Source organism: Amycolatopsis sp. NPDC049688, assembly GCF_040674975.1.
Classification (GTDB): Bacteria; Actinomycetota; Actinomycetes; order Mycobacteriales; family Pseudonocardiaceae; genus Amycolatopsis.
The window spans coordinates 192,645-214,936 of record NZ_JBFANY010000014.1 but is presented as its reverse complement, the minus strand read 5'-3'; the positions used below and the strand labels follow the sequence as shown (position 1 = coordinate 214,936).

The 22,292-nt window shown below is 73.0% G+C and carries 22 protein-coding genes; 14 read left to right on the top strand and 8 right to left on the bottom strand.

All coding sequences use genetic code 11. From position 1 onward, the window contains the following. The first annotated feature begins 24 nt into the window (after positions 1–24). The 5 genes from AB0J55_RS34535 to AB0J55_RS34515 are packed head-to-tail and all read left to right on the top strand — an operon-like array spanning position 25 to position 4,743. Complete coding sequence (locus AB0J55_RS34535) at positions 25–1,158, top strand: DUF993 family protein (protein WP_364258258.1); 1,134 nt, start codon at positions 25–27, stop codon at positions 1,156–1,158. After that, positions 1,158–1,970 carry a sugar phosphate isomerase/epimerase family protein gene (locus AB0J55_RS34530; RefSeq protein WP_364258255.1) on the top strand — a complete coding sequence of 271 codons (813 nt, stop codon included), beginning with the start codon at positions 1,158–1,160 and terminating at the stop codon, positions 1,968–1,970. The genes AB0J55_RS34535 and AB0J55_RS34530 overlap by 1 nt, the downstream gene beginning before the upstream one ends. Before the next feature lie 51 nt (positions 1,971–2,021). Then, positions 2,022–2,684: an IclR family transcriptional regulator gene (locus AB0J55_RS34525; RefSeq protein WP_364258252.1), complete on the top strand. Its 663-nt coding sequence runs from the start codon at positions 2,022–2,024 to the stop codon at positions 2,682–2,684. A 47-nt stretch (positions 2,685–2,731) separates the two neighbouring features. After that, positions 2,732–3,442 carry a response regulator transcription factor gene (locus AB0J55_RS34520; protein WP_364258249.1) on the top strand — a complete coding sequence of 237 codons (711 nt, stop codon included), beginning with the start codon at positions 2,732–2,734 and terminating at the stop codon, positions 3,440–3,442. Between the two features lie 2 nt (positions 3,443–3,444). Next, complete coding sequence (locus AB0J55_RS34515; protein WP_364258246.1) at positions 3,445–4,743, top strand: HAMP domain-containing sensor histidine kinase; 1,299 nt, start codon at positions 3,445–3,447, stop codon at positions 4,741–4,743. Positions 4,744–4,791: 48 nt separating this feature from the next. Here AB0J55_RS34515 and AB0J55_RS34510 read toward each other — a convergent pair whose 3' ends face one another. Beyond that, positions 4,792–5,595 carry a MarR family transcriptional regulator gene (locus AB0J55_RS34510; protein WP_364258377.1) on the bottom strand — a complete coding sequence of 268 codons (804 nt, stop codon included), beginning with the start codon at positions 5,593–5,595 and terminating at the stop codon, positions 4,792–4,794. 235 nt (positions 5,596–5,830) lie between these two features. Between AB0J55_RS34510 and AB0J55_RS34505 the strand changes: the two genes are divergently transcribed. The 4 genes from AB0J55_RS34505 (at position 5,831) to AB0J55_RS34490 (ending at position 10,381) form a co-directional block, all read left to right on the top strand. Next, positions 5,831–7,222: an amino acid permease gene (locus AB0J55_RS34505; RefSeq protein WP_364258243.1), complete on the top strand. Its 1,392-nt coding sequence runs from the start codon at positions 5,831–5,833 to the stop codon at positions 7,220–7,222. Continuing rightward, positions 7,219–7,962: a carbon-nitrogen hydrolase family protein gene (locus AB0J55_RS34500; protein WP_364258240.1), complete on the top strand. Its 744-nt coding sequence runs from the start codon at positions 7,219–7,221 to the stop codon at positions 7,960–7,962. The genes AB0J55_RS34505 and AB0J55_RS34500 overlap by 4 nt, the downstream gene beginning before the upstream one ends. Further along, a complete protein-coding gene (locus AB0J55_RS34495) occupies positions 7,959–9,650 on the top strand; it encodes an NAD(P)/FAD-dependent oxidoreductase (protein ID WP_364258237.1) in 1,692 nt (563 codons plus the stop codon). The genes AB0J55_RS34500 and AB0J55_RS34495 overlap by 4 nt, the downstream gene beginning before the upstream one ends. Before the next feature lie 92 nt (positions 9,651–9,742). Next, positions 9,743–10,381 (top strand): TetR/AcrR family transcriptional regulator, encoded by a 639-nt coding sequence (locus tag AB0J55_RS34490; protein WP_364258234.1) that lies wholly within the window; start codon positions 9,743–9,745, stop codon positions 10,379–10,381. A 108-nt stretch (positions 10,382–10,489) separates the two neighbouring features. On the opposite strand, the gene AB0J55_RS34485 is transcribed toward AB0J55_RS34490, so the two are convergent. Beyond that, the gene (locus tag AB0J55_RS34485; protein WP_364258231.1) at positions 10,490–11,221 is read right to left on the bottom strand and encodes a TetR family transcriptional regulator; all 732 of its coding nucleotides are present in this window, start codon (positions 11,219–11,221) and stop codon (positions 10,490–10,492) included. A 67-nt stretch (positions 11,222–11,288) separates the two neighbouring features. Here AB0J55_RS34485 and AB0J55_RS34480 point away from each other — a divergent pair, with 67 nt between their 5' ends. Further along, complete coding sequence (locus AB0J55_RS34480; protein ID WP_364258228.1) at positions 11,289–12,158, top strand: alpha/beta hydrolase; 870 nt, start codon at positions 11,289–11,291, stop codon at positions 12,156–12,158. Positions 12,159–12,232: 74 nt separating this feature from the next. Continuing rightward, positions 12,233–12,649 (top strand): hypothetical protein, encoded by a 417-nt coding sequence (locus tag AB0J55_RS34475; protein WP_364258225.1) that lies wholly within the window; start codon positions 12,233–12,235, stop codon positions 12,647–12,649. Between the two features lie 99 nt (positions 12,650–12,748). Here AB0J55_RS34475 and AB0J55_RS34470 read toward each other — a convergent pair whose 3' ends face one another. Beyond that, entirely contained in the window at positions 12,749–13,972 is a 1,224-nt protein-coding gene (locus tag AB0J55_RS34470; protein ID WP_364258222.1) for a helix-turn-helix domain-containing protein, read from the bottom strand. 111 nt (positions 13,973–14,083) lie between these two features. On the opposite strand from AB0J55_RS34470, the gene AB0J55_RS34465 reads away from it, so the two are divergent. Continuing rightward, entirely contained in the window at positions 14,084–14,929 is an 846-nt protein-coding gene (locus tag AB0J55_RS34465; protein WP_364258374.1) for an SGNH/GDSL hydrolase family protein, read from the top strand. On the opposite strand, the gene AB0J55_RS34460 is transcribed toward AB0J55_RS34465, so the two are convergent. The 5 genes from AB0J55_RS34460 to AB0J55_RS34440 are packed head-to-tail and all read right to left on the bottom strand — an operon-like array spanning position 14,919 to position 20,772. Continuing rightward, on the bottom strand, positions 14,919–15,437 hold the full coding sequence (locus AB0J55_RS34460) for a pyridoxamine 5'-phosphate oxidase family protein (protein ID WP_364258219.1): 519 nt from the start codon (positions 15,435–15,437) through the stop codon (positions 14,919–14,921). The genes AB0J55_RS34465 and AB0J55_RS34460 overlap by 11 nt on opposite strands. Beyond that, positions 15,434–16,423: an LLM class F420-dependent oxidoreductase gene (locus AB0J55_RS34455; protein WP_364258216.1), complete on the bottom strand. Its 990-nt coding sequence runs from the start codon at positions 16,421–16,423 to the stop codon at positions 15,434–15,436. Before AB0J55_RS34455 ends, AB0J55_RS34460 begins: the two co-directional genes overlap by 4 nt. Further along, positions 16,420–17,607, bottom strand: coding sequence for an acetyl-CoA acetyltransferase (locus AB0J55_RS34450; RefSeq protein ID WP_364258214.1), 1,188 nt, complete (start codon positions 17,605–17,607; stop codon positions 16,420–16,422). The genes AB0J55_RS34455 and AB0J55_RS34450 overlap by 4 nt, the downstream gene beginning before the upstream one ends. A gap of 4 nt (positions 17,608–17,611) precedes the next feature. Beyond that, positions 17,612–19,303, bottom strand: coding sequence for a class I adenylate-forming enzyme family protein (locus AB0J55_RS34445; protein ID WP_364258211.1), 1,692 nt, complete (start codon positions 19,301–19,303; stop codon positions 17,612–17,614). Next, on the bottom strand, positions 19,300–20,772 hold the full coding sequence (locus tag AB0J55_RS34440; protein WP_364258209.1) for a carotenoid oxygenase family protein: 1,473 nt from the start codon (positions 20,770–20,772) through the stop codon (positions 19,300–19,302). Before AB0J55_RS34440 ends, AB0J55_RS34445 begins: the two co-directional genes overlap by 4 nt. Before the next feature lie 214 nt (positions 20,773–20,986). Between AB0J55_RS34440 and AB0J55_RS34435 the strand changes: the two genes are divergently transcribed. Together AB0J55_RS34435 and AB0J55_RS34430 are read left to right on the top strand one after the other, a co-directional pair. Continuing rightward, entirely contained in the window at positions 20,987–21,919 is a 933-nt protein-coding gene (locus AB0J55_RS34435; protein WP_364258371.1) for a winged helix-turn-helix transcriptional regulator, read from the top strand. 82 nt (positions 21,920–22,001) lie between these two features. Next, complete coding sequence (locus AB0J55_RS34430; RefSeq protein WP_364258206.1) at positions 22,002–22,187, top strand: DUF5302 domain-containing protein; 186 nt, start codon at positions 22,002–22,004, stop codon at positions 22,185–22,187. The last annotated feature ends 105 nt before the right edge of the window (positions 22,188–22,292 follow it).

Genomic DNA, 22,292 nt, shown 5'->3' with positions numbered 1-22,292 from the left:
TTCTGACCCTCTCGGAGGTCCACCATGCTCGTGCTCCCGGCCCCCGGCGGCGAGCTGCTGAACTGGTCGCCGTCCGGGCCACGACCCCCGGCACCGCCGGGGACGCCGCCGTCGTCGCGGATCGTCTACGCCGCCGCACACGTCGTCGCGGACGCGCTGGCCGACGAGCCCTACGCCGTGGACTGGGACACCACGCTGGCCTTCCGCGAGCACCTGTGGGCGTGCGGGCTCGGCGTCGCGGAGGCGATGGACACCGCGCAACGCGGGATGGGCCTGGACTGGGCCACGACGCGGCAGCTGGTCACGCGCACCGGCGCGGCCGCGGCCGGGCGCCGCTGGTGCGCCGGGGTGGGCACCGACCAGCTGCCGCCGGGCCCGGCCACCGTCGCGTCCATTGTGGACGCCTGGCGCGAGCAGCTGGACCTGGTCGCCGGCGCGGGCGCGGTCCCGGTGGTGATGGCCAGCCGCGCGCTGGCCGCCGCCGCCGAGAGCCCGGCCGACTACCACGCGGCCTACGGGAAGCTGCTGTCCGGGGCGGACGGGCCGGTGCTGCTGCACTGGCTCGGCGAGCAGTTCGACCCGGCGCTGGCCGGCTACTGGGGCCACGACGACGTCCGCGCCGCCGCCCGCGAGCTCGCCGCGTTGTGCGCCGAACACGCCGGCACGATCGCCGGGGTGAAGGTCTCCGTGCTGGACGCCGAGGTCGAGGTCGAGTTCCGGCGGGCGCTGCCGGCCGGCGTCGCCTGCTACACCGGTGACGACTTCAACTACCCCGAGCTCATCGCCGGGGACACCGAAGGCCACAGCGAAGCCCTGCTCGGCATCTTCGACCCGATCGCCCCCGTCGCCGCGGCGGGGCTACGATGCCTGGACGACGGCGACGAGGCCGGGTTCCGCGCCCGGCTCGACCCGACCGTGCCGCTGGCCCGCGAGATCTTCCGCGCGCCGACCCGGCACTACAAGACCGGCGTCGTCTTCCTGGCCCACCTCAACGGCCACCAGAACCACTTCCGGATGATCGCCGGCAGCGAGTCCGCCCGCACGATCACCCACCTCGCCACACTGCTGCGGCTGGCCGACCAGGCCGGCGTGCTGGCCGACCCGGACCTGGCGCAGGCCCGGATGCGGCCGCTGCTGCAGGCCGCGGGGGTGCTGTGATGGACCCCCGGCTGAGCCTCAACCAGATCACCACGAAGTCCTGGTCGCTGCCCGAGGCGGTGGCCGGCTGCGCCGCGGCGGGCGTCGGCTGGATCGGGCTGTGGCGCGACAAGGTCGCCGAAACCGGCGTCGGCGAAACCGCCCGGCTGCTCGCGGAGCACGGCGTGCGGGTGTCGTCGTTGTGCCGCGGCGGGTTCTTCACCGGCGTGACGCCGGAGGGGTCCCCTGTGGACGGAATCGCGCAGACGCGGGAGGCGATCGACGAAGCCGCCGCCCTCGGCGCGGACGTGCTCGTGCTGGTCGTCGGCGGGATCGCGGGCAACGACCTGCCCGCGTCCCGGCAGCGGGTCGCGGACGCCGTCGGCGAGCTCGCGCCGTACGCCGGGGACCGCGGGGTCCGGCTCGGCCTGGAGCCGCTGCACCCGATGCAGTGCGCGGACCGGTCGGTGCTGTCCACTGTGGACCAGGCGCTGGCGATCGCCGCGGACCACCCCGCCGAGCAGGTCGGCGTGGTCGTGGACGAGTTCCACGTCTGGTGGGACCCGCGGATCGAGGCGTCGATCGCCGCGGCCGCCGGCCGGATCGCCGGCTTCCACGTCTGCGACGTCCTGGTGCCGCTGCCCGACCCGCTGCTCGGGCGTGCCCTGCCCGGCGACGGCCCGATCGACCACCGGCGGCTGCGCGCGGCCGTCGAAGCGGCCGGGTACACCGGGCCGATCGAGGTGGAGGTGTTCAACGCCGGGCTGTGGGCGCGCCCGGGTGCCGAGGTGCTCGCCGAGACCGTTGCGGCATTCGAGCGATACGTGGCCTGATCCGGTCCGCCTGGCGGTATCCTCAGTCCACCAGGTGGACGAGGTGGGCCGATGAAGCCGGAAGACGACGGAACGGTCCGGAGCGTGCTGCGTGCGTTCGACCTGCTCGCCCTCTTCACCGAACACCGCCGGACCTGGGCGGTCAAGGACCTCACCGCGGCCAGCGGCCTGGCGAAGACGACCGTGCTGCGGCTGGTCGCCACCTGCGAACAGCGCGGCCTGCTCTGGACCCGGCCCGACGGGCGGATCACCGTCGGCCCCGGAATGCTGCGGTGGGCGCAGCTGGCGAACACGGCGTGGCAGCTGCCCGAGCCGGTCCGCCAGGTGCTGCGGGAGCTGGCTCGCGAGTGCCGGGAGACGGTGAACCTCTACGTCCGGAGCACGTCGGTGCTGATCTGCGTGGCCCAGCAGGAGGGGCCGCTGGCCATCCGGCACGTCGGGCGCGTCGGGGACGAGCTGCCGCTGGGCTTCGGGGCCGCCGGCCGGGTCCTCGACGGCGGCGAGGGGGCCGCGGTCAGCCACGGCGAGCCCGAGGCCGGCGCGTCCAGCGTCGCCGCGCCGGTGCACGACGGCGACGGCCGGGTGCTGGCGGCCCTGGCGGTCACCGGGCCCAGCAGCCGGTTCGGCCCCGGCGAAACGGCCGCGTTCACCGGCGCCGTCACCGCCGCCGCCGTGCGGATATCGCAGATCGGCCTCGGGACACGGGCGGAATAGGCCACAACCGGCCGGAACCCGGCGGGTCGTTGGTTAGGCTGCCCGGCATGCCGAACCTGCTGGTGGTGGAAGACGACGCGGCGATCGGCAGCGTGCTCGAATCGACCCTGCGGCTGCACGGGCACCAGGTGTGCTGGCGCCGCGACGGGCGGACCGCCCTGCAGTCCGCCGACGCCGGCGATTTCGACCTCGTGCTGCTCGACCTCGGCCTGCCCGACCTCGACGGCGTCGAGGTCTGCCGCCGGCTGCGGACCGCGCTGCCGGCCGCGGTGCTGGTGATCCTGACCGCGCGGCAGGAGGAGATGGACGTCGTCGTCGGCCTCGACGCCGGCGCGGACGACTACCTCACCAAGCCGATCCGGCTGGGCGAGCTGCTGGCCAGGGTGCGGGCGCACCTGCGGCGCGGCGCGCCGGCCGGCGCCCGGCCGCCGGTGACCATCGGCGGGCTGACCGTCGACATCGCCGGCCGCCGCGCCACCCTGGGCGGGCGCGAGGTGGTGCTGCGCGCCAAGGAGTTCGACCTGCTGGCGCGGCTGGCCGAGCAGCCCGGCGTCGCGGTCAGCCGGGAGACGCTGATGTCCGAGGTCTGGGACGCGCACTGGTACGGCTCGACGAAGACCCTGGACGTGCACATCGCGGCGGTGCGCCGCAAGCTGGCCGCGGCCGCCGGGCCCGACGACGAGGTGCCGCGGATCGCCACCCTGCGCGGGCACGGCTACCGGCTGGAGGACCCGGCCCGGTCCGCGGCCGAAGGGTAGCCGTGCGCCGCCGGATCACGTCGCTGACGGTACTGGCCGCCCTGGTCGCGACCATGCTGTTCGCCCTGCCGCTGGGCCTCGCGGTGTGGCAGTACTACCACGACGACGCGAAGGGTGACCTGGAGCGGGCCGCGGACGCCGTCGCGCTCGTCGTGGCGCCGGACCTGAACGCCGGGCGGACACCCGTCCTTCCCCCGCTCGGCGAGGAGGACGACGAGGCCGAGGGCGACGTCGGGGTGTACGCCCCGGACGGGCGGCTGCTCGCCGGACACGGGCCCGCCGTCGCCGGCCCGGTCGAGCTGCAGGCGGCGAAGGCCACGGCGGACGTCGTCATCGGCCTCGAAGGCGACGAGATCGCGCTGGCGGTGCCGGTGGTCAGCGGCGCCCGGGTGACCGGCGTGGTCCGCGCCGCGCTGCCGGAGTCCGTGCTGCCGCTGCGGATCGTGCTCACCTGGCTCGCCATGGTCGGGCTCGCGGGCGCGACGACCGGGGTGAGCTGGCTGCTGGCCCGGCGGTTCACGACCCGGCTGGTCCGGCCGCTGGAAGACCTCGCCGCCGCGGCCGGACGGCTCGGCGACGGCGACTTCACCGCCCGGTCGCCGCGCGCGGGCATCGCCGAGATCGACCGGGTCGGCGAGACCCTGGACGCGACCGCCGCCCGGATCGGCGAGACCCTGGAGCGTGAGCGCGCGTTCTCGGCGGAGGCGTCGCACCAGCTGCGCACGCCGCTGACCGGGCTGCGCCTGCAGCTGGAAGCCGCCCTGGAGACCCCCTCCGCGGACCCGTACGCGGCGATTCGCGCCGGCATCGCCTCCGCCGACCGGCTGGAACGCACCATCGAAGACCTCCTGTCGCTGGGCCGGGAACGCCGGGCCCCGCGCGCCGAGCTGAACCTCGGGGCGCTGCTGGAGGAGGTCCGGCAGGCCGGCGAAGCCCTGCTCAAGCCGCAGGGACGCGCGCTGCGGATCGTCCGGGAGGACCCTCCCCCGGCGCACGTGGCGGCCGCGGCGGTCCGGCAGGTCCTCGGCGTCCTGCTGGACAACGCGGTGACGCACGGCCGCGGCACGGTCACGGTCGTGGCCCGCGACGCCGGCGACGCGCTCGCCATCGACGTCGCCGACGAAGGCCCCGACCTGGGCGAAACGGACCCGTTCGCGACGGCGCCCGCCGGCCACGGCATCGGCCTGCGCCTGGCCCGCGGCCTCGCCGAAGCCGAAGGCGGCCGCCTCCGCCTCAGCCGCCCCGGCCCGCCGACGTTCACCCTCCTCCTCCCGGCCGCCGAACCCCCCGCCCCGGCGTGACGAACCGGGCATCACCCGTGTCTGCAGGGACACGCGTGATGCCCCTGCTCACATCGGGAAGGTGGCTCGGAAGGTCTTGGAGATCGGTTCGAGGCCGGTGCCGAGGTCATCGAGTTCGGCGGGGCTCAGGGCGTGGTAGGGGACCTCGGCGAGGCGGTCGGTCAGGGCTTCGACGCGTTCCTTCGTGGCGTGGCCGTCGGGGGTGAGCCAGCCGTCGGGGCCGATGAGGCCGCGGTCGCGCATGCCGTCGATGACCGCTTCCAGCTGGGCGGCGGGCAGGTGCCAGACCCGGCCGAAGTCCTTCGCGGGCAGGTCGATGGACAGGGAGTGGAGCACGTGGGCTTCGGTTCCGCCGATGCCCTCCGCCATGAGGGCGACGATGTGGCCGTCGCCGCGGTGTTCGCGCAGCAGGGTCGCCGCGTGCCACAGCCGGGCCACCGGCTCCTGGGGCACCGGGAGCGCACGCAGCGCGGCGAAGAGGGGACGTCCCTCGACCGGCGCGCTGGTCGCCGCCTTGAGCAGCAGGTCCGCGGCGCGGGCGACGGCGGGGTCGTCGGCGAGGTCGCCGAGGATCCGCCGCATCCCGGCGACGCAGCCCTGTTCGCGGGCCGCCAGGGCGGCCTCCGGCGTGGTCAGGTCCCAGACCTTAGGCAGGTGACGGGCCACCTCGCCGGGGGCGAAGTTGTAGAAGATCGCGTGGACGACGTCAGCGGGCACGTCACGTCCGAGCGGCGCGGCCCGCCCGGCGAAGTAGGCATCCCACACATTGCGCAGGCCCAGCGCCATCAGGGCCTCGTCCGACTCGTCGGCGAAGTAGGGCACCAGGCCGATCGGCTCGACCAGGTCGTACATGCGGCGGGCGACGGGCATCTTCTTCCCCCTGCGGGTCCGGCGGCGCCCTCGTGGCGGCCACTCACCCCTTCCACGAACTGCTCACCTCGGATCCGACAACGCCACCCGAAGAAAATCGGGTTCGGAATGAATCGCCGTGATCTGGGGGCAATGTGCAATGAATCACCTGTGATTCATCTGTACGCGCAACGTTCCCGTGTTTTGCGAGCCGGAAACGGCCGTTACCGTCGTCGGCATGACTTTGCGAGCCGCGACGGTGCGGCGGAAACCGGTCGCCGACCTCGTCGCCGAAGGTGATCATGGCACGTTGAAGCGGTCGCTCGGCCTGGGGCAGCTCACCATGCTCAGCATCGGGGCGACGCTGGGCAGCGGCATCTTCGTCGTGCTGGGCGAGGCGGTCCCGGTGGCCGGGCCGGCCGTGGTGCTGTCGTTCGTGCTCGCCGGGGTCACCGCGTTGTTCTCGGCGCTGTCCTACGCCGAGCTCGCCGGGATGATCCCGCTGTCCGGTTCGTCCTACTCCTACACCTACGCCACGCTCGGCGAGCTGGTCGCCTGGGTCTGCGGGTGGTGCCTGGTGCTCGAATACGGCGTCTCGGTGGCCTCGGTCGCCGTCGGCTGGGGGCAGTACCTCAACGAACTGCTGCGGCTGGCCTTCGGCTTCGCCATCCCCGACGCCCTCAGCCAGCCGCCGGGCTCGGGCGGCGTGGTCAACGTGCCCGCGATCCTCGTCGTCGTGCTCGCGATGCTCCTGCTCCTGTCCGGCGCCAAGGAGAGCGCGCGGGCCAACGCGGTCATGGTCGTGGTCAAGATCGGCACGCTGGTGCTCTTCTGCGCGATCGCCTTCAGCGCCGTGCAGGCGAAGAACTTCACGCCGTTCCTGCCGCTCGGGCTGGCCGGGCTGAGCGCCGGCGGGGCCAAGCTGTTCTTCTCCTACATCGGCTTCGACGCCGCGTCGACCGCCGGCGAGGAGGCGAAGAACCCGCAGCGGGACCTGCCGCGGGCGATCCTGCTCTCGCTCGGCATCGTCACCGTGCTGTACTGCCTGGTCGCCGTGGCCGCCGTCGGCGCTCTGCCGTGGCAGCAGTTCGACGGCCAGGAAGCCGCCCTCTCGCACGTGCTCGACGTCGTCTCGGACAACCCGTTCTGGGCGGCGCTGCTGGCCGTCGGCGCGATCGTGGCCATCTCCAGCGTCGTGCTGACCGTCCTCTACGGACAGACCCGCATCCTGTTCGCGATGTCCCGCGACGGCCTGGTCCCGCCCGCGTTGTCCAAAGTAGACGCCAAGACCGGTTCGCCGCGGATCAACACCCTCGTGGTCTCGGCGTTCGTCGCGATCCTGGCCGCCTTCATCCCGCTCGGGAAGCTGGCCGACGCCACCAGCATCGGGACGCTGTTCGCGTTCGGCCTGGTCAACGTCGCCGTCCTGCTGCTGCGCAAGCGCCAGCCCGACCGCCCACGCTCGTTCCGCGTCCCGCTCTCGCCGGTGACGCCGGTCCTCGGCGTGCTCTGCTGCGGCTACATGATGCTCAGCCTCGACGGCGCCACCTGGCTCGTCTTCGGCGCCTGGATGGTCCTCGGCCTGCTGATCTACTTCGGCTACGGGATCCGGAAGTCGAGGCTGGCATGAGGGTCGCCATCCACCAGGGCCCGCTCGACGACCTGCGCGAAGCCGACGCCGACCTCGTCGTCACCGCGGAAATGATCACCACCGGCTACCACATCGGCGCGCGCACGCACGAGCTCGCCGAACCCGCCGACGGGCCCACCGCGGCCCGGATGTCCGCGCTGGCCGCCGAAACCGGCGCCGCACTCGTGTACGGCTACCCGGAAACCGACGGCGAGCACGTCTACAACAGCGTCCAGCTGATCGACGCCAGCGGGCACCGGCTGGCCAACTACCGCAAGACACACCTCTTCGGCGACCTCGACAAAGCCTGGTTCACCCCCGGCGACGAGGCCGTGGTGCAGGCCGACCTCGGCGGACTCCGCGTCGGGCTGCTGATCTGCTACGACGTCGAGTTCCCGGAGCTGGTCCGCGCGCACGCGCTCGCCGGCACCGAGCTGCTGGTCGTGCCGACCGCGCTGATGAGCCCGTACGAGCTGGTCGCCGACACGCTCGTGCCCGCGCGCGCCTACGAAAGCCAGCTGTTCGTCGCCTACGCCAACCGCTGCGACACCGAGCGGGAGCTGACCTACTGCGGGCGGTCCTGCGTCGTGGCCCCGACCGGTGCGGTGCTGGCCCGCGCCGGTGCCGGGCCCGAAGTCATCACCGCCGACGTCACACGGGACGCCCTGACCGCGTCCCGCCTGGAAAACACCCACCTGGCCGACCGACGGCCCGACCTGTACCGGGGAACCACCGCATGACCTCCGCCGTCCCGACCGCGATCCACCACGACGAACCGGCGGGCCGACCGATCACGATGTTCGGCCCCGACTTCCCGTTCGCCTACGACGACTACCTCGCCCACCCCGCCGGTCTCGGCTCGCTGCCCGCACACCGGCACGGCACCGAGGTCGCGGTGATCGGCGGCGGCCTGTCCGGCATCGTCACCGCGTACGAGCTGATGAAGCTGGGCCTGCGGCCGGTGGTGTACGAGATCGCCGAGCTCGGCGGCCGGCTGCGCACGGTCCGGTTCCCCGGCTGCCCGGACGACGTCGTCGCCGAGATGGGCGCGATGCGCTTCCCGCCCGCGTCGACCGCGCTGTTCCACTACATCGACAAGGTCGGGCTGCAGACCACGCCGTTCCCGAACCCCCTCGCCCCGGGGACGCCGAGCACAGTCGTGGACCTGAAGGGGCAGAGCCACTACGCGCGCACGCCCGAGGACCTGCCCGCCGTCTTCGGCGAGGTCGCCGCGGCCTGGGACCGGACACTGGCCGAGCACGCCTCCTTCGCCGAGATGCAGACGGCGATCCGGGACCGCGACGCGAAGACGATCAAGCGGCTGTGGAACGAGCTGGTCCCACGGCTGGACAACCAGACGTTCTACGGCTTCCTCTGCGACTCCCCGGCGTTCGCCTCCTTCCGCCACCGCGAGATCTTCGGCCAGGTCGGCTTCGGCACCGGTGGCTGGGACACCGATTTCCCGAACTCCATCCTGGAAATCCTGCGGGTGGTCTACACCGGAGCCGACGACGAGCACCGCAGCATCGTCGGCGGCAGCAGGCAGCTCCCGCTGCGGCTGTGGGAGCACGCCCCGGAAGACACCGCTTTCTGGCCGGCGGGCACCAGCCTGAGCACGCTGCACGGCGGCCGCCCGCAGCCCGGCGTCGCACGGCTGCACCGCACGGCACCCGGCAACATCACCGTGACGGACACCGAGGGGCACATCCGGACCTTCCCGGCCGCGGTGTTCACCGCACAGAGCTGGATGCTGCTGTCGAACATCGAATGCGACGAAGCGCTGTTCCCGATCGACCACTGGACGGCGATCGAGCGCACGCACTACATGGCGTCGTCGAAGGTGTTCGTGCCGGTCGACCGGCCGTTCTGGCTGGACCGCGACGCCGGCACCGGCCGCGACGCGATGAGCATGACCCTCACCGACCGGATGCCGCGCGGCACCTACCTGCTCGGCGACGACCCGGACCGTCCCGCGGTGATCTGCCTGTCCTACACGTGGGCCGACGACTCGCTGAAGTGGCTGCCGCTCTCGGTCGGCGAGCGCGTCGAGGTGATGCTGCAGTCCCTGCGCGAGATCTACCCCGGTGTCGACGTCCGGCGGCACATCATCGGCGACCCGGTGACCGTGTCGTGGGAAGCCGAGCCGCACTTCATGGGCGCGTTCAAGGCGAACCTGCCCGGCCACTACCGCTACCAGCAGCGGCTGTTCACGCACTTCGTGCAGGACGAGCTGCCGGCCCGGTACCGCGGCCTGTTCCTGGCGGGCGACGACATCTCGTGGACGGCGGGCTGGGCCGAGGGCGCGGTGCAGACGGCGCTTAACGCCGTGTGGGGCGTGCTGCACCACTTCGGCGGCTCCACCGATCCGGCGAATCCGGGCCCGGGCGACGGCTTCGCGGACATCGCGCCGATCACGCTCCCGGACTGACCGTGCCCCGATCGTGGGATGCCTGCGGGAGCGCATCCGACATCGCGGGCGACTACCCTGCCCGGCGCAACGGCCCGTGCGACGATGGGGCCATGAACACCGAGCCGGCGCCGAGATGGCGAAGACTGGAACCGGACGAACGGAAGGAACAGATCTACGCCTGCGCGGCGCGGCTGTTCGGTGAACGTCCCTATTCCGCAGTGTCCACTTCGGACATCGCGGCGGCGGCCGGGGTGGCGCGGGGGCTGATCAACCACTACTTCGGCACGAAACGCGAGCTGTACCTGGAAATCATCCGCCGCGCGCTGACCGTGCCGCGGCTGGCCGTCGAGATCCTCCCCGACGGGCCCCTGGAACTGCGGGCCGACGTCGCCATCGAGTGGTTCCTCGACATGGTCACCAGCCAGGAGCGGATGTGGCTGGCCGCGATCGCGCCCGAGGGCATCGGCCGCGACCTCGAGGTGGAACGCATCCTCGAAGAGGCCGACCGCGAGTCCGCCGACCGCGTGCTGGAGGCCGTCGGCCTGTCCCGGGAGAGCGAACACGGGCCGGAGCTCAACGCGCTCGTGCGCGCGTTCGGCGGGATGGTGAAGTCCGCCGGCCGGGAATGGCTCGTGCGCCGGTCCCTGACCCGCGACCAGGTGCACCTGCTGCTGTCGAAGTCCCTCGTGACGCTGGTCGGGGAAATCTTCCCCGCCATCCAGGCCGAGCCGCCGCGCTCCGGTGCGTAGACCGAAGCCCCCGGCGCCACGAGGGGGAGGAGGGCGCCAGGGGCTCCGGGTCAGTGGGCGAACCACCGACGCACGCCCACGGTACGCCCCGGCACTGTCAAGTCGCTGTCAACCGGCACTGTCCGCATCTTGCAGTTCCGCCAGCCGGTGGGCGAGCCCGTCGAGACACCGCCGGACGGCGTAGTCGTAGAGCTGCGCGTAGTAGCCCGACGCGAGATCGGGGTCACCCATCAGGTCGTGCATCGCCGCGCCGAGCTCGGCCATCCCGGGCAGGTCGGCCCGCTCGCGGTAGGTCGCGTACTCCTCGGTGTTGTCGATCCGCAGCGCGAGGGCGCCGTCGCGGTCGTCCTCCATCGCGACGAACTGGCACGCGGTCATCAGCAGCAGGTTGTAGGCCAGCACGCTCTCGCGCCCGAACCCGGCGGCCAGCAGCACGCCGATGCCCGCGTCGATCGACCGCGTGGCCGCCTCGACGGACGGGCCGAACAACGCCAGCCGCCGCGCGCAGCCCGGGTAGCTGCGCAGCACCGCGCGCAGGTTCGCGAGCAGTTCGGTGAACCACTCCTGCCACGGCAGCCGCTCGTCCGGCAGCTCGAGCAGCCCGACCACCCGGTCGACGACGGCGTTCACCACCGCGTCCCGGTCGCCGACGTGGTGGTAGATCACCGCCGGGTAGGCCTCCACCGCGCGGGCGAGCTCCCGCAGCGTCCAGTTGTCGAGGCCGCGCTGGCCGGTCAGGTCGGTGGCGGCGCTGACGATGCGGTCGGCGGTGAGCGCCGGCAGTCCCGCCGCGGCCCGCGACCGGGGGCGCTGGCCCGTGCCCGAGGATGAGGTCGGCATGGGGGGTAACGGTAACGGCACCGCCCGGCCCGGTGCCAGCTCCGCACGGGTACGGCAGGATCGGGGTATGGCACGCGCACAGGCCAACGGTCTCGAGCTCGAGTACGACACCTTCGGCGATCCGGCGGACCCGCCCCTGGTCCTGGTGATGGGCCTCGGTGCCCAGATGATCACCTGGGAGGCCGATTTCTGCGAGCTGCTCGCCGGCCGCGGGTTCTTCGTCGTCCGCTACGACAACCGGGACGTCGGGCTCTCGACGTGGCTCGACCACCTGCTGCCGCCGGACCTGGCCGCGCTGGCCGCCGGCGACCTGTCGAGCGCGCCGTACACGCTGTCGGACATGGCCGGCGACGCCGTCGGGCTGTTCGACGCGCTCGGCATTTCCCGGGCGCACGTCGTCGGGGCGTCGATGGGCGGGATGATCGTCCAGCAGCTGGCGATCGAGCACCCGGACCGGCTGTTGTCGGTCACGTCGATCATGTCGACCACCGGCGACCCGGGCGTCGGGCAGGCCGAGCCGTGGGCGCTGGCGCTGCTGACCCGGCCGCCGGCGTCGACGCGCGAGCAGGCGCTGGCCGACAGCGTCGAGGGCTACCGGAAGCTCGGCTCCCCCGGCTACCCGGACGACGAGGCGTTCCTGCTGGCCAAGGCGGCGCTGCACTACGACCGCGCCCGCCACCCGGTGGGCACGCTGCGCCACGCGGCGGCGGTCGTCGCCTCGGGCGACCGGACCTCCCGGCTCCGCGACGTGCGGCTGCCGGCGTTGGTCATCCACGGCGACGCGGACCCGCTGATCAACGTCAGCGGCGGCAAGGCGACGGCGGAGGCGATCCCGGGCGCGGAGCTGGTGGTGATCCCGGGCATGGGGCACAACCTGCCGCGCGCGGTCTGGCCCGCGATCGCGGACGCCGTCGAAGGCGTCGTCAACAGGTCGTAAAGATCCCGGGGTCAGGGCGTAGGGAACGTGTCCTGGCTCACGCTCCTGCCCGGCCCCGGGACTGGACTGAGGGCATGACAGACGGCTTCGGGTTCCCGTTCGGCTGCGTGGCCGCGGTCGCCGCGGTGATCGTCGCGGACCTGTTGGGCGCGGCGAGTCACCCCTGGTACGCCCTGGTCACCCTGAGCGCGGTCGTCCTGGCTTGCGCCTACCGAAGCCCGGCCGCGGCGACGGGCGTCGCAGTGGTCGCCTGGGCCCTGCACACGGGCTTCGTCCTCGGCCGCTTCGGCGAGCTGACGTTCGGCCCCGCCTCCGCCCTCGCCGCCCTCGTCCTGGCCTCGGCCCTGGCCACCGGACTCCTCGCCCGCACCACCGTGTCGACCCTCCAATCACGCGAGCCGACCCTCCAGACACGCGAGTCGACCGTCCAGGCACGCGAGTCGACCCTCCAGGTACGCAAGTTCGCCGGCCGGGTGCTCCGGGCCCCGTGACGGAGAGGTCGACACGCGTGATTGAGGAGTCGACACGCGTGATTGAGGGGTCGACACGCGTGATCAGAGGGTCGACTCGCGTACCTGGGGGGTCGGGTGTCAGGGGCGGGTGGCGCGGCGGGCGGCGGCGGCTGCGGTGAGGCGGGCCAGGCCGGCGGGGTGGAGCGGGTCGATGCCGGTCAGGTCGCGGACCCGGCGCAGGCGGTAGTCGACCGTGTTGGGGTGGACGTGCAGGCGGGCCGCCGCGCGGCGGCGGTTCGTGTCCTGGGCCAGGTACGTCTCCAGCGTTTCGACGAGCTCGGGGTGCGCGTCCAGGGGTTGGAGCGCGGCCGCGAGGCGGTCGCGGGCCGCGCCCGGGCGGGTCAGCTGGTACTCGACGAGGACGTCGTCGAGGCGGTACAGCCCCGGCGGCCGGCCGAACCACCGCAGCACGTCCAGCACCTCGCCGGTCTGCGCCGCCACCTCCCGGACCTCCGCCGGGGCCGCCGTTTCCGCGGCCGCGAGCACGGTGACGCCCGCCGCGCGGCCGGCCGCGTCCAGCACCGCGGACCAGTCCGGGAGCCGGCCGGCCAGCGGCAGCAGGACCAGGCCGCCCGGCCCGTCCAGGGACGCGAGCACGCCGTCGCCGCACGCGTGCTCGAACGCGGCGAGGAACCGGCGGAGCTTGCGGCGGACGGCGATCTCGGCGTCCACGCCCGGCGACTCCTCGTCCGCGTGCGGCCCCAGCTCGACGCTCAGCACGAGGTACCGCGCCGGCAGCGTGATCCCGGCGCTGCGGGCCACGACGTCGACCGGGCCGCCGTCGACGAGCACCGACAGCAGCGTCCGGCGCGCGGTGTGCTCCTGCCCGACCTTCGTGCGCAGCTCCTCCAGGTACCCGCGGGTGACCGCGCCGGTGACCGTGCCGACGAACGCCAGCACCCGGTCCGCGACTTCGAGCAGGTCGGCGACGTCCGCGCGGCCGGAAGAACCGGAGCCGACGGCGAAGATCTCCCGCGCGCCGACGTGGTACGCGGTCAGCACGGCCTCCAGCGGGAAGCCCTCTTCCGCCCGGCGGACCGCGGACGCGCCGACCTCCCGCAGCTCGGCCGCGTTGAGCTCGCGGTCCTCCCGCAGGCTGCGCGCGAACGCCCGCACCGCCTGCCGGGTGATCCCCGCGATGTCGCCGGTCAGCTCCTCCACCGGCAGCCGCCGGTAGTCCGCGACCTCCGCCTGGATGCGCCGGAGCACCCGGGCGATCAGCTCGGGCTCCTCCCGGGTGAGCCGTTCGTGCACGCGCCGGCCGCCGAGGGTCAGCTCGCCGCCGGGCTTGTGCTCCGTCACAACCGATCCCCCCGTTCTCTGCCCGGATTCCCAGTCAACCCGGCCACGCGCCGTGCCGATGGTGTCACGGAGACCAGCCTTCGGCACAACGTCAAGGAGGACGGCGTGCGAGTGAGAACGACGGCGTGCATCGCGATCATGGTCACCGCGCTGGCGGGCGCGACGGCAGTCCCGGCGGCGGCGGGCACCGCCGGGGAGTACGTGGCACTGGGGGATTCGGCGGCGGCCGGGCCGCTGGTCCTGCCCCCGGACCTCACCTCCCCCGGCTGCCTCCGGTCCCTGGCGAACTACCCGCACGTCGCCGCGAAGGAGCTCGGCGTGCCGCTGACGGACGTCACGTGCTCCGGCGCGACGACGGCGGACATGACCGCGCCGCAGCAGACGTCCGCCGGCGCGGTGCCGCCGCAGCTGGACGCGCTGGGCGCGCAGACCCGCACGGTGACCGTGACGATCGGCGGCAACGACGTCGGCCTGGTCGGCGCGGCGACGAGCTGCATCAACCTGCTGCCCGGCATCAATCCCGACTGCGTCGACCGGTACACCGCCGGCGGCCACGACCAGCTGGCCGAGAGGATCGCCGCGTTCGAGCCGGTGTGGGGCGCGCTGCTGGACGCCATCCACGCGAAGGCGCCGAACGCCGACGTCTTCGTGGCCGGCTACGGCACCTACCTGCCGCCCAACGGGTGCTGGCCGATCGCGCCGCTGACCCCGCGCGACGCGAACTACATCCAAGGCAGCGTCGACAAGACCAACGCCGCCCTGGCCCGCCAGGCCGCCGCGCACAACGCGCGGTACGTCGACGTCCGGACGGCATCGATCGGCCACGACGTCTGCAAGCCGCCCGGCGTCAAGTGGTTCGAGAGCGTGATCCCGACGTCGGTCGCCGCGCCGCTGCACCCGAACGCGGACGGCATGGCCGCGATCGGCGAGCTGGTCGTCTCGGCGATCAGCGGGTGAAGTCCCAGCGGGTGGCGCCGTACGGCTCGGCGCAGGCGACGCCGATGGCCCGGTGCAGCGTGAGCCGGTACAGGTGCCACGGCGGCGGGCCGGCGCTCGCCGCCATGAACGAGGCGGTGAAGCCCTCGTCCAGCACCGTCGCGGGCCAGCCGCCCTCGCGGTAGACGGCCGCCACCCGCTCGAGGGTCGCCGGCTCGGCGACGCGGTGGGCCTCGCCTTCCATGGTGACGTCGAGGCCCTTCAGGCGCACCGACACGCTGCACGCCGGGTTCGCGGCCAGGTTGCGGGCCCGGCGGGTGCCCGGGCCGCTGACGAAGTACAGCAGGTCGTCCACCCAGATGGCGCCGACGCCGGCGGCGTGCGGGCGACCGTCCGGGCGGACGGTCCCGACGAAGAACGTCAGGTCCTCCTTGGGCGTCTGGGTGGCGAGGAGGTCGCGCGCCCTGCTCCAGGGCAGCGCCGCGGCGCCGGTGCGGTCGAGGTTGCGGGTGGCAGTCGGTTCGGTCATACCCCATCGTCGAACAGGACGGCCGCGGATCGACACTCCTCGAGGGTCTTCCTCCCACCGGGGTCCTCGTCGCCGGTGGCCGGGACGATCGCCAGCTCGTCGACGCCCGCGGCGGCGTACGCCCCGATCTTCGCGGCGATCTGCTCGCCGGACCCGAGCAGGCCCACGGCGGCGATGGCCTCGGCCGGAACCGCGGCCAGCAGTTCGCGCGGGTGCGGACGGCTGCGCGCGAAGTCGACGAGGTCGCCGAAGCCCTCCGCGCGGAACATGTCGGCGTAGCCGGGCGCGGCGAGATAGCCGACCACGCCCCGGCGGAGCTGTTCGAGCTCCGCCGGTCCCGGATCGGCCGCGGCGACCACCCACGCGGCCACCGGCGGCGGGGTGGTGCCCGCCCGCTCGGCCGCGGCGCGGAGCCCGCGCACCAGCGTCGCCGCGGCCGCCGGGCTGACGAGGTTGACCACCATCCGGTCGGCGTGCCGCGCGGCGGCGGCGAGCGCCCGCGGCCCGAACGCGGCGATCGTCAGGGGAGATTCCGGGGCGGGCAACCGCAGCCGGTAGCCCTGCGAGCCGACGACCTGACCGTCCACAGCGGACTTCTGGCCGGCCAGCAGCTGCCGCACCGCCACCGCCGATTCCGCCAGCGCCGTGGCGGAACGCTCGCGCGAGCGGCCGTGCCAGCCGCGCACGACGACGTCACTGGACGTCCCGAGGGCGACGCCGGTTTTGCGGCCGGTCAGCGCCGCCACCGAGGCGACACCCATCGCGATCGTCGCCGGGTCCCGCACGGTCACCGCCAGTGGTCCGAAGGTCAGCGAAATCGCCGAGGTGGCCGCGCCGATCGCCGTGCCGAGCGCGAAGGCGTCCCACGTCGCCATCTCACCGATCCACAGCTCCGGGTAGCCCGCGGCCTCGGCCGCGCGGGCGGTCTCCAGGGCCTCCTCCGGCGGCCGGTCCTGCCAGAGCCCCAGCGAAACCGACAGCCTCATGCGGTGACCACCAGCGTGACCACCGTGGTGAACGAGCCGCCGACGTTGAGCGTCAACGCCGTCCGCGCGCCCGCCACCTGCGTCTCGCCCGCGGTCCCGGTCACCTGCCGGGCGACGTCGTGCAGCATGCGGACACCGGTCGCGCCGACCGGGTGGCCGAGGCCGATCAGGCCGCCACCCGGGTTGATCCCGGACGCGTCGAGGCCGCCGTCCGCGATGAACCGGCCGCCGTCGCCGGGCGGGGCCGCGCCGAGGTGTTCCAGTGCGACCAGGCCGGTGATGGTGAAGCAGTCGTGCAGCTCGACGACGTCGAGCGCGTCCGGCCCGGGCACGCCTGCCCGCCAGTAGGCGTCGGTGACGGCGCCGCGCAGGTGCGGGAACAGGTACTCGCCGCCGGGCGCGATCTTCGGTGCGAGCCCGATGTGCGCGGTGCGGTGCCCGAAACCCGCGATGCGCGGGAACCCGCCGCCGAGCCGGTCGGCGAACGCGGGCGAGGCCAGCAGGACCGCCGCGGCGCCATCGGTGATCCGGCCGCAGTCCTGCTTGCGCAGCCGCCCTTCGATGACGGGGTTGAGCTCGTCGTCGGGCCCGAAGGCGCCGTCCGGGAACCGCCAGTCGCGGGCCTGGGCCAGGGGGTTCAGCGCCGCGCGGGCGAAGGCGTGTTCGGCGAACAGCCCGAGGTGCGCCGGGTCGAGGCCGTACCGCTCGTCGTAGGCGGAAGCGACGTCGGCGAACAGCGCGGGCCACGGGAACTTCGCGGCGACGGCCTCGTGCCCGGCCCACGCGGCGGACCCGAGGTGCTCGGCGGCCCGCTGCCCGTCGACGTTGCGCATCAGCTCGACCCCGACGACCAGCGCCAGGTCGTACCGGCCGGCCTCGAGGTCGGCGCACGCGGCGAGCACCGCGGTGCTGCCGGACGCGCACGCGGCTTCGTGCCGGGTCGACGGCACGCCGTCCAGCTCCGGGACGGCCGCCACGAGCAGCCCGCCGAGCTGGGCCTGGCCGGTGAAGAGCTCCGCCGCGAGGTTGCCGACGTGCGCGACTTCGACGTCTTCGGCACCCACGCCGGAATCGGCCAGCGCGGCGGGCACGACCTCGGCGAACAGTTCGAGAAGCCCGCGCCCCTCCTTGGTGAAGTTGCGCGCGAAGTCGGTCTGCGCCCCGCCCAGCACGTACACCGTCATGACCTCACCCCAGGCTCTCCCGCAGCTGCCGCTTCAGGATCTTCCCCACCGGGTTGCGGGGCAAGGCGTCGGCGTACTCGAGCCGTTCCGGCAGCTTGAACGCGGCCACCTTCTTCTCGCGCAGGTACGCGACCAGCTCGTCGAGCGACGGCTTGCGCGAGCCCGGCACGACGACCGCGCACACCCGCTCCCCCATGACGTCGTCGGGCACGCCGACGACACCGACGTCGGCGACGTCCGGGTGACCGGCCAGCAGGCCCTCGACCTCGGCGGGCGAGATGTTCATGCCGCCGCGGATCACCAGGTCCTTCATCCGGTCGACGTACTTCAGGAACTCTCCGCGCTCGCCCGCGATCTCGAAGACGTCGCCGGTGCGGAAATGGCCGTCCTCGTCGAACGACGAGGTGTCGAGCGGGTCGCCCATCTGCTTGAGATACCCGGCGAACACGGTCGGCCCGGCGATGTGCAGCTCGCCGGGACGTCCCGGTCCGGTCACGGGCTCGCCGGTGACCGGGTCGTGCAGCCGCACCGACGTCCAGCCGGCCACCGGGGTCGACCAGGTGACGTCCGAGGCATAGTTCGGGAAGTAGCTCGCGCGCTGGTCGGGGTCCGGGATGTCCACCGGACCGGACAGCAGCGCGGTGCCTTCGTTCGAGCCGAAGAAGTTGATGATGTCGATGCCGTACCGCTCGGCCCAGGTGCGCACCAGCCACGGCGACAGCGGCGCCGAGCCGGACCCGATCTTCCGCAGCGCGGATATGTCCACTCCGGACAGGATTTTTTCGTTGTGCAGCAGCATGGTCAGCAACGCCGGCGGCGCGAGCGTGTACGTCACCCGCTCGGCCGCGAGCTGGCCCAGGAACACCGGCAGGTCGAACGGGTGGTGCGGGACGAACACGGCGCCGGTCAGCAGCCACGGCAGGAACATGCCGCCGATGCCGGCCATGTTCGTCATCGGGAACGGCGAGAGCAGAACGTCGTCGCGGGTCATCCCGGCGGCCTGGGCGCAGCCGCGTGCGGTCGCGAGCCAGTCGCCGTGGCAGCGCGGGACCGCTTTCGGTTCGGCTTCGGTGCCGGACGTCCAGCAGATCGTGACGCAGTCGTTCACGTCGGCTTCGGACAGTTGCTCGTCCAAAGTGGACTTTTCCGATTCGGACAGTGGCGTTTCGGGCCAGGCCAGGGCGCCGGCCGGTTCGTCGTCCCCGCAGGCGACGACGAACCGGACCGACGGCGCCGAAGCGCCAACTAGCCCAAGGGCCGCCCCGGCGAGCTCGTGCTCGCCGTATCTGGATGCGGTCACCACCCCGACGGCACCGGTGCGCCGGCACATCGGGCCGAGTTCGTGTTCCCGGTAGGACACCGGGAACGGGGTGACGATCGCGCCGAGCCGCACGATCGCGAGGAACGCCTGGACCAGGGCCGAGCAGTTCGGCAGCTGCACGGCCACGACGTCACCTGCCCGCACCCCTCTGGCGAGCAGGAACGCGGCCAGGACGTCGACGCGTTCGTCGAGCCGGTTCCAGGTCCACCGCACCGGGTCGCGTCCGACCAGTGCGGTGGTGTTCGGTGGATCGACCAGCGCGAGACCCTCCGGGTCGGCACTGACCCGCTCCTTCACGAGCCGGTCGATCGTCTCCGCACCCCACCATCCCCGCGTCCGGAAGTCCCGGGCGCGACCCTCTCGATGGCATCTCATGCGCGGAGGTTTTCCAGCTGGTCCGCCCGGACCCAGGTCGCGTGAAAACCGAGCGGGACACGCTGGGGAAGCAGGACCCTGGCCACGGGTCCGGCAGCGAGATCGGCGGCGTCGAAGATGTCCAGTTCGGAGCGTCCCTCGCGCTCGTCCTGCACGAACGTCACCAGATAACCGTCCGCCGAATCGGCGGCTGCTCCTTCGCGGGGTGCGAACGGAGCCTCACTGCCCCACCGGCCGGGACCGAACCGGTATTCGGTCTTGGCGCCGGCAAGATTGTCGTGGCGCACCAGCCCGTCGAACTTCAGCGTCGACTCGGGCGAGATGTGCACCGCGTAGGAGTACCGGTTCTTGTGGCCGACGCCGCGGGCGTCGACGGTCGGGAACTCGGTGTTGTCGTCGTCGAGCGGGGCCTCGCGGCACGCGCCGGTCCGCAGGTCGAAGCGGTAGCGGTGCAGCTGGGCGTCCAGCCGCAGGTAGGACAGCATCTTCGCGAGCGGGGTGTGCGCGTCGGCGCGCGGCTGCGGGCGCTGCACCCGGCAGACGTCGAGGACGACTTCGTCGCCCTCTTCCCAGGCGTTGACGACGTGGTAGATGTAGCACGGGCTCGCTTCGAACCACCGGATCTGGCTACCGTCTCCGTAGCGTGGCAGGACGCCGAAGCGGCTCGGCAGCGAGCGGTCGAAGTGCAGCTTGTGGCGGCCCTGCTTCGCCGCCGCCAGGTCCTGGACCAGCGGCAGGTCCATCAGCACCGCGTAGTGCTCGGTGATGGCCATGTCGTGCGGCAGGCGCGGGCCGGGGAGCTCGATGTCGGTCGTCTTGACCACGCGGCCGTCCGCGCTGATCACGCCGTAGCGCAGGTACGGCGGGCGCGGGCCGTAGTCGAACCAGAACAGCTCGCCGGTGGTCTCGTCGACCTTGGGGTGGGCCATCATGTCGCCGGCCAGCGTGCCGAGGAAGTCCTCGGCGCCGAGGGTCTCCAGCGACAGCGGGTCGACCGCGTACGGCGAGCCGCACAGGTACCAGGTGGCGAGGATGCGGCCGCGGTGGAAGACGACGTCGGTGTTGGCGTTGTCCTTGAGGCCCAGGCCGTGGGTGTTGCCGAAGGGGTTGTCCTTCGGGTTCTCCATGACGCCGGTCCAGAGCGCCTTGCCCGCCGCGGACTCGGCCTCGAAGGCCCTGGTGCGGATCCAGCGGTTGCGGTAGCGGGCCTTGCCGTTCTCCAGGTGGACGGCGTGGATCATGCCGTCGCCGTCGAACCAGTGGTAGCGGCCTTCCGGGGCGAACCGCGGGTTGGGGCCGTTGCGCAGGTAGACGCCGTTGAGGTCCTTCGGGATCTCGCCGATGACCTGCAGGTCTTCGGCGTCGATCTCTGCTCCGACCGGGGCGTAGACGCCGAGCAGGTACGGGTTGGCTTCGTCCGTGTCCGCCGTCCGGGCCACCATCAGCGGCTGTTCGGAGGTGCTGGTCATCGGGCTGCTCCCTGGCTGCGCGGGCTGATGGGAACGAGACTATGATTTGTGTATCCAGGTGTCAATAGGCTTCTTGTGGTGTAGCCAGGTGCTACCCTTCGGAGGCGATGTAACGAGGGGGAAGGTTTTGGTGGAGGCGACTGCACAGCAGTCTTCCGGGGGTTCCGGGTGGCGGAGCCCCCGGCCCGGGGCGGAGCCCCGGAAGACAGAGCGCATCCGGCCGGCGGGGGATCCGCTCCGCCGGGCGCTCGAGCTGGTTGGCGACCAGTGGACGCTGTTGATCCTGCAGAGCCTGTTCCTGCGCTTCCGGCGGTACGAAGAGCTGCGCCTGCGCCTGGGCATTTCGCCGACGGCACTGTCCGGACGGCTGCGGGACATGGTGGACGCGGGCATGCTCACCCGTGTGCCGTACCGGGACGCGCGCCGTACCCGGCACGAGTACCGGCTCACCGAGCGCGGCCTGGAGCTGTGGCCGCTGCTGATTTCGATCTGGGCGTGGGAGCGCGAGTGGGTCGAAGGCCGCCGCGAGGTGCTGCCGACGCTGATCCACCTCGACTGCGAGCTGGCTACATCAGCGCCGCTGGGCTGCGCGGCGTGCGGCCGCCGGGTCGACGCCCGGGACGTGCGCGCTTCCCGCCTCGACAGCACCGGCGTCGCGGCGGCGACGGCGTCCAAGCGTTTCCGCCGCAAGGACGCGGATTCCCTGGCCGGCGACCCGCTGATGTTCTTCCCGGACACGATGGAGCTGCTCGGCGACCGGTGGTCGACCGGCCTGCTGGTCTCGGCACTGCTCGGCTGCCGGCACTTTTCGGAGTTCGAGCGCGAGCTGGGCATCGGGCCGAGCGTGCTGTCGGCCCGGCTGAGCAAACTGGTCGAGGTCGGCGTCCTGCGCACGGGAGCGGCGGCCACGCGCACGGACGCCCGCGACTACCGGCTGACGGCGAAGGGCCTGGCGTTCTTCCCGGCGCTGGCGTTCATCGCGGAGTGGTCCCGCGGGTTCGAGGTGGCGGGCCAGGAGCCGGACATCACGCTCCACCACGTCGAGTGCGGCGAGCGCCTGCGCCCGATGCTGCTGTGCGACCACTGCGGGCGCCCGCTGACCCGCAAGTCGGTCCAGTTCGGCGGGGTGCCGTCCCCCAAACGCTGAAGGGTGACGGAAATCGGGTCGCCAAGGGGTGCGAGTGATGCCAGGCTGGGGTGGTCACACGTCGTCGTTTTCGGAGGTAAGCATGAGTGAGCCGGACCCGTCGCCCAGCGGCGAGGAGGACGACGTCAAGCGCAAGTTCCGCGAGGCGCTGGAGCGCAAGCAGGCCCACGCCCGAGCGGGCGCAGCCCACGAGAACGCCGGCGGCAAGAACCAGCACGCCCACGGCCCGGCGGCCAACAAGCGCACGTTCCGCCGCAAGAGCGGCTGAGCCGGAGGCCCCCATCGCGAGCGGTGGGGGCCTATTCTCGCCGGGCCCTCGGTCGAGACGCGAACTTCAGCGGTTCACCAGCCGGTCCGGCGGCCAACAAGCAGT

Bases quoted from the DNA above. Each gene is read 5' to 3' on its own strand.
- AB0J55_RS34530 (WP_364258255.1), top strand. From the start codon at position 1,158: ATGGACCCCCGGCTGAGCCTCAACCAGATCACCACGAAGTCCTGGTCG.
- AB0J55_RS34460 (WP_364258219.1), bottom strand. From the start codon at position 15,437: ATGACCGAACCGACTGCCACCCGCAACCTCGACCGCACCGGCGCCGCG.
- AB0J55_RS34500 (WP_364258240.1), top strand. From the start codon at position 7,219: ATGAGGGTCGCCATCCACCAGGGCCCGCTCGACGACCTGCGCGAAGCC.
- AB0J55_RS34450 (WP_364258214.1), bottom strand. From the start codon at position 17,607: ATGACGGTGTACGTGCTGGGCGGGGCGCAGACCGACTTCGCGCGCAAC.
- AB0J55_RS34440 (WP_364258209.1), bottom strand. From the start codon at position 20,772: ATGACCAGCACCTCCGAACAGCCGCTGATGGTGGCCCGGACGGCGGAC.
- AB0J55_RS34505 (WP_364258243.1), top strand. From the start codon at position 5,831: ATGACTTTGCGAGCCGCGACGGTGCGGCGGAAACCGGTCGCCGACCTC.
- AB0J55_RS34485 (WP_364258231.1), bottom strand. From the start codon at position 11,221: ATGCCGACCTCATCCTCGGGCACGGGCCAGCGCCCCCGGTCGCGGGCC.
- AB0J55_RS34445 (WP_364258211.1), bottom strand. From the start codon at position 19,303: ATGAGATGCCATCGAGAGGGTCGCGCCCGGGACTTCCGGACGCGGGGA.
- AB0J55_RS34535 (WP_364258258.1), top strand. From the start codon at position 25: ATGCTCGTGCTCCCGGCCCCCGGCGGCGAGCTGCTGAACTGGTCGCCG.
- AB0J55_RS34520 (WP_364258249.1), top strand. From the start codon at position 2,732: ATGCCGAACCTGCTGGTGGTGGAAGACGACGCGGCGATCGGCAGCGTG.
- AB0J55_RS34455 (WP_364258216.1), bottom strand. From the start codon at position 16,423: ATGAGGCTGTCGGTTTCGCTGGGGCTCTGGCAGGACCGGCCGCCGGAG.
- AB0J55_RS34430 (WP_364258206.1), top strand. From the start codon at position 22,002: ATGAGTGAGCCGGACCCGTCGCCCAGCGGCGAGGAGGACGACGTCAAG.
- AB0J55_RS34480 (WP_364258228.1), top strand. From the start codon at position 11,289: ATGGCACGCGCACAGGCCAACGGTCTCGAGCTCGAGTACGACACCTTC.
- AB0J55_RS34495 (WP_364258237.1), top strand. From the start codon at position 7,959: ATGACCTCCGCCGTCCCGACCGCGATCCACCACGACGAACCGGCGGGC.
- AB0J55_RS34490 (WP_364258234.1), top strand. From the start codon at position 9,743: ATGAACACCGAGCCGGCGCCGAGATGGCGAAGACTGGAACCGGACGAA.
- AB0J55_RS34475 (WP_364258225.1), top strand. From the start codon at position 12,233: ATGACAGACGGCTTCGGGTTCCCGTTCGGCTGCGTGGCCGCGGTCGCC.
- AB0J55_RS34525 (WP_364258252.1), top strand. From the start codon at position 2,022: ATGAAGCCGGAAGACGACGGAACGGTCCGGAGCGTGCTGCGTGCGTTC.
- AB0J55_RS34510 (WP_364258377.1), bottom strand. From the start codon at position 5,595: ATGTACGACCTGGTCGAGCCGATCGGCCTGGTGCCCTACTTCGCCGAC.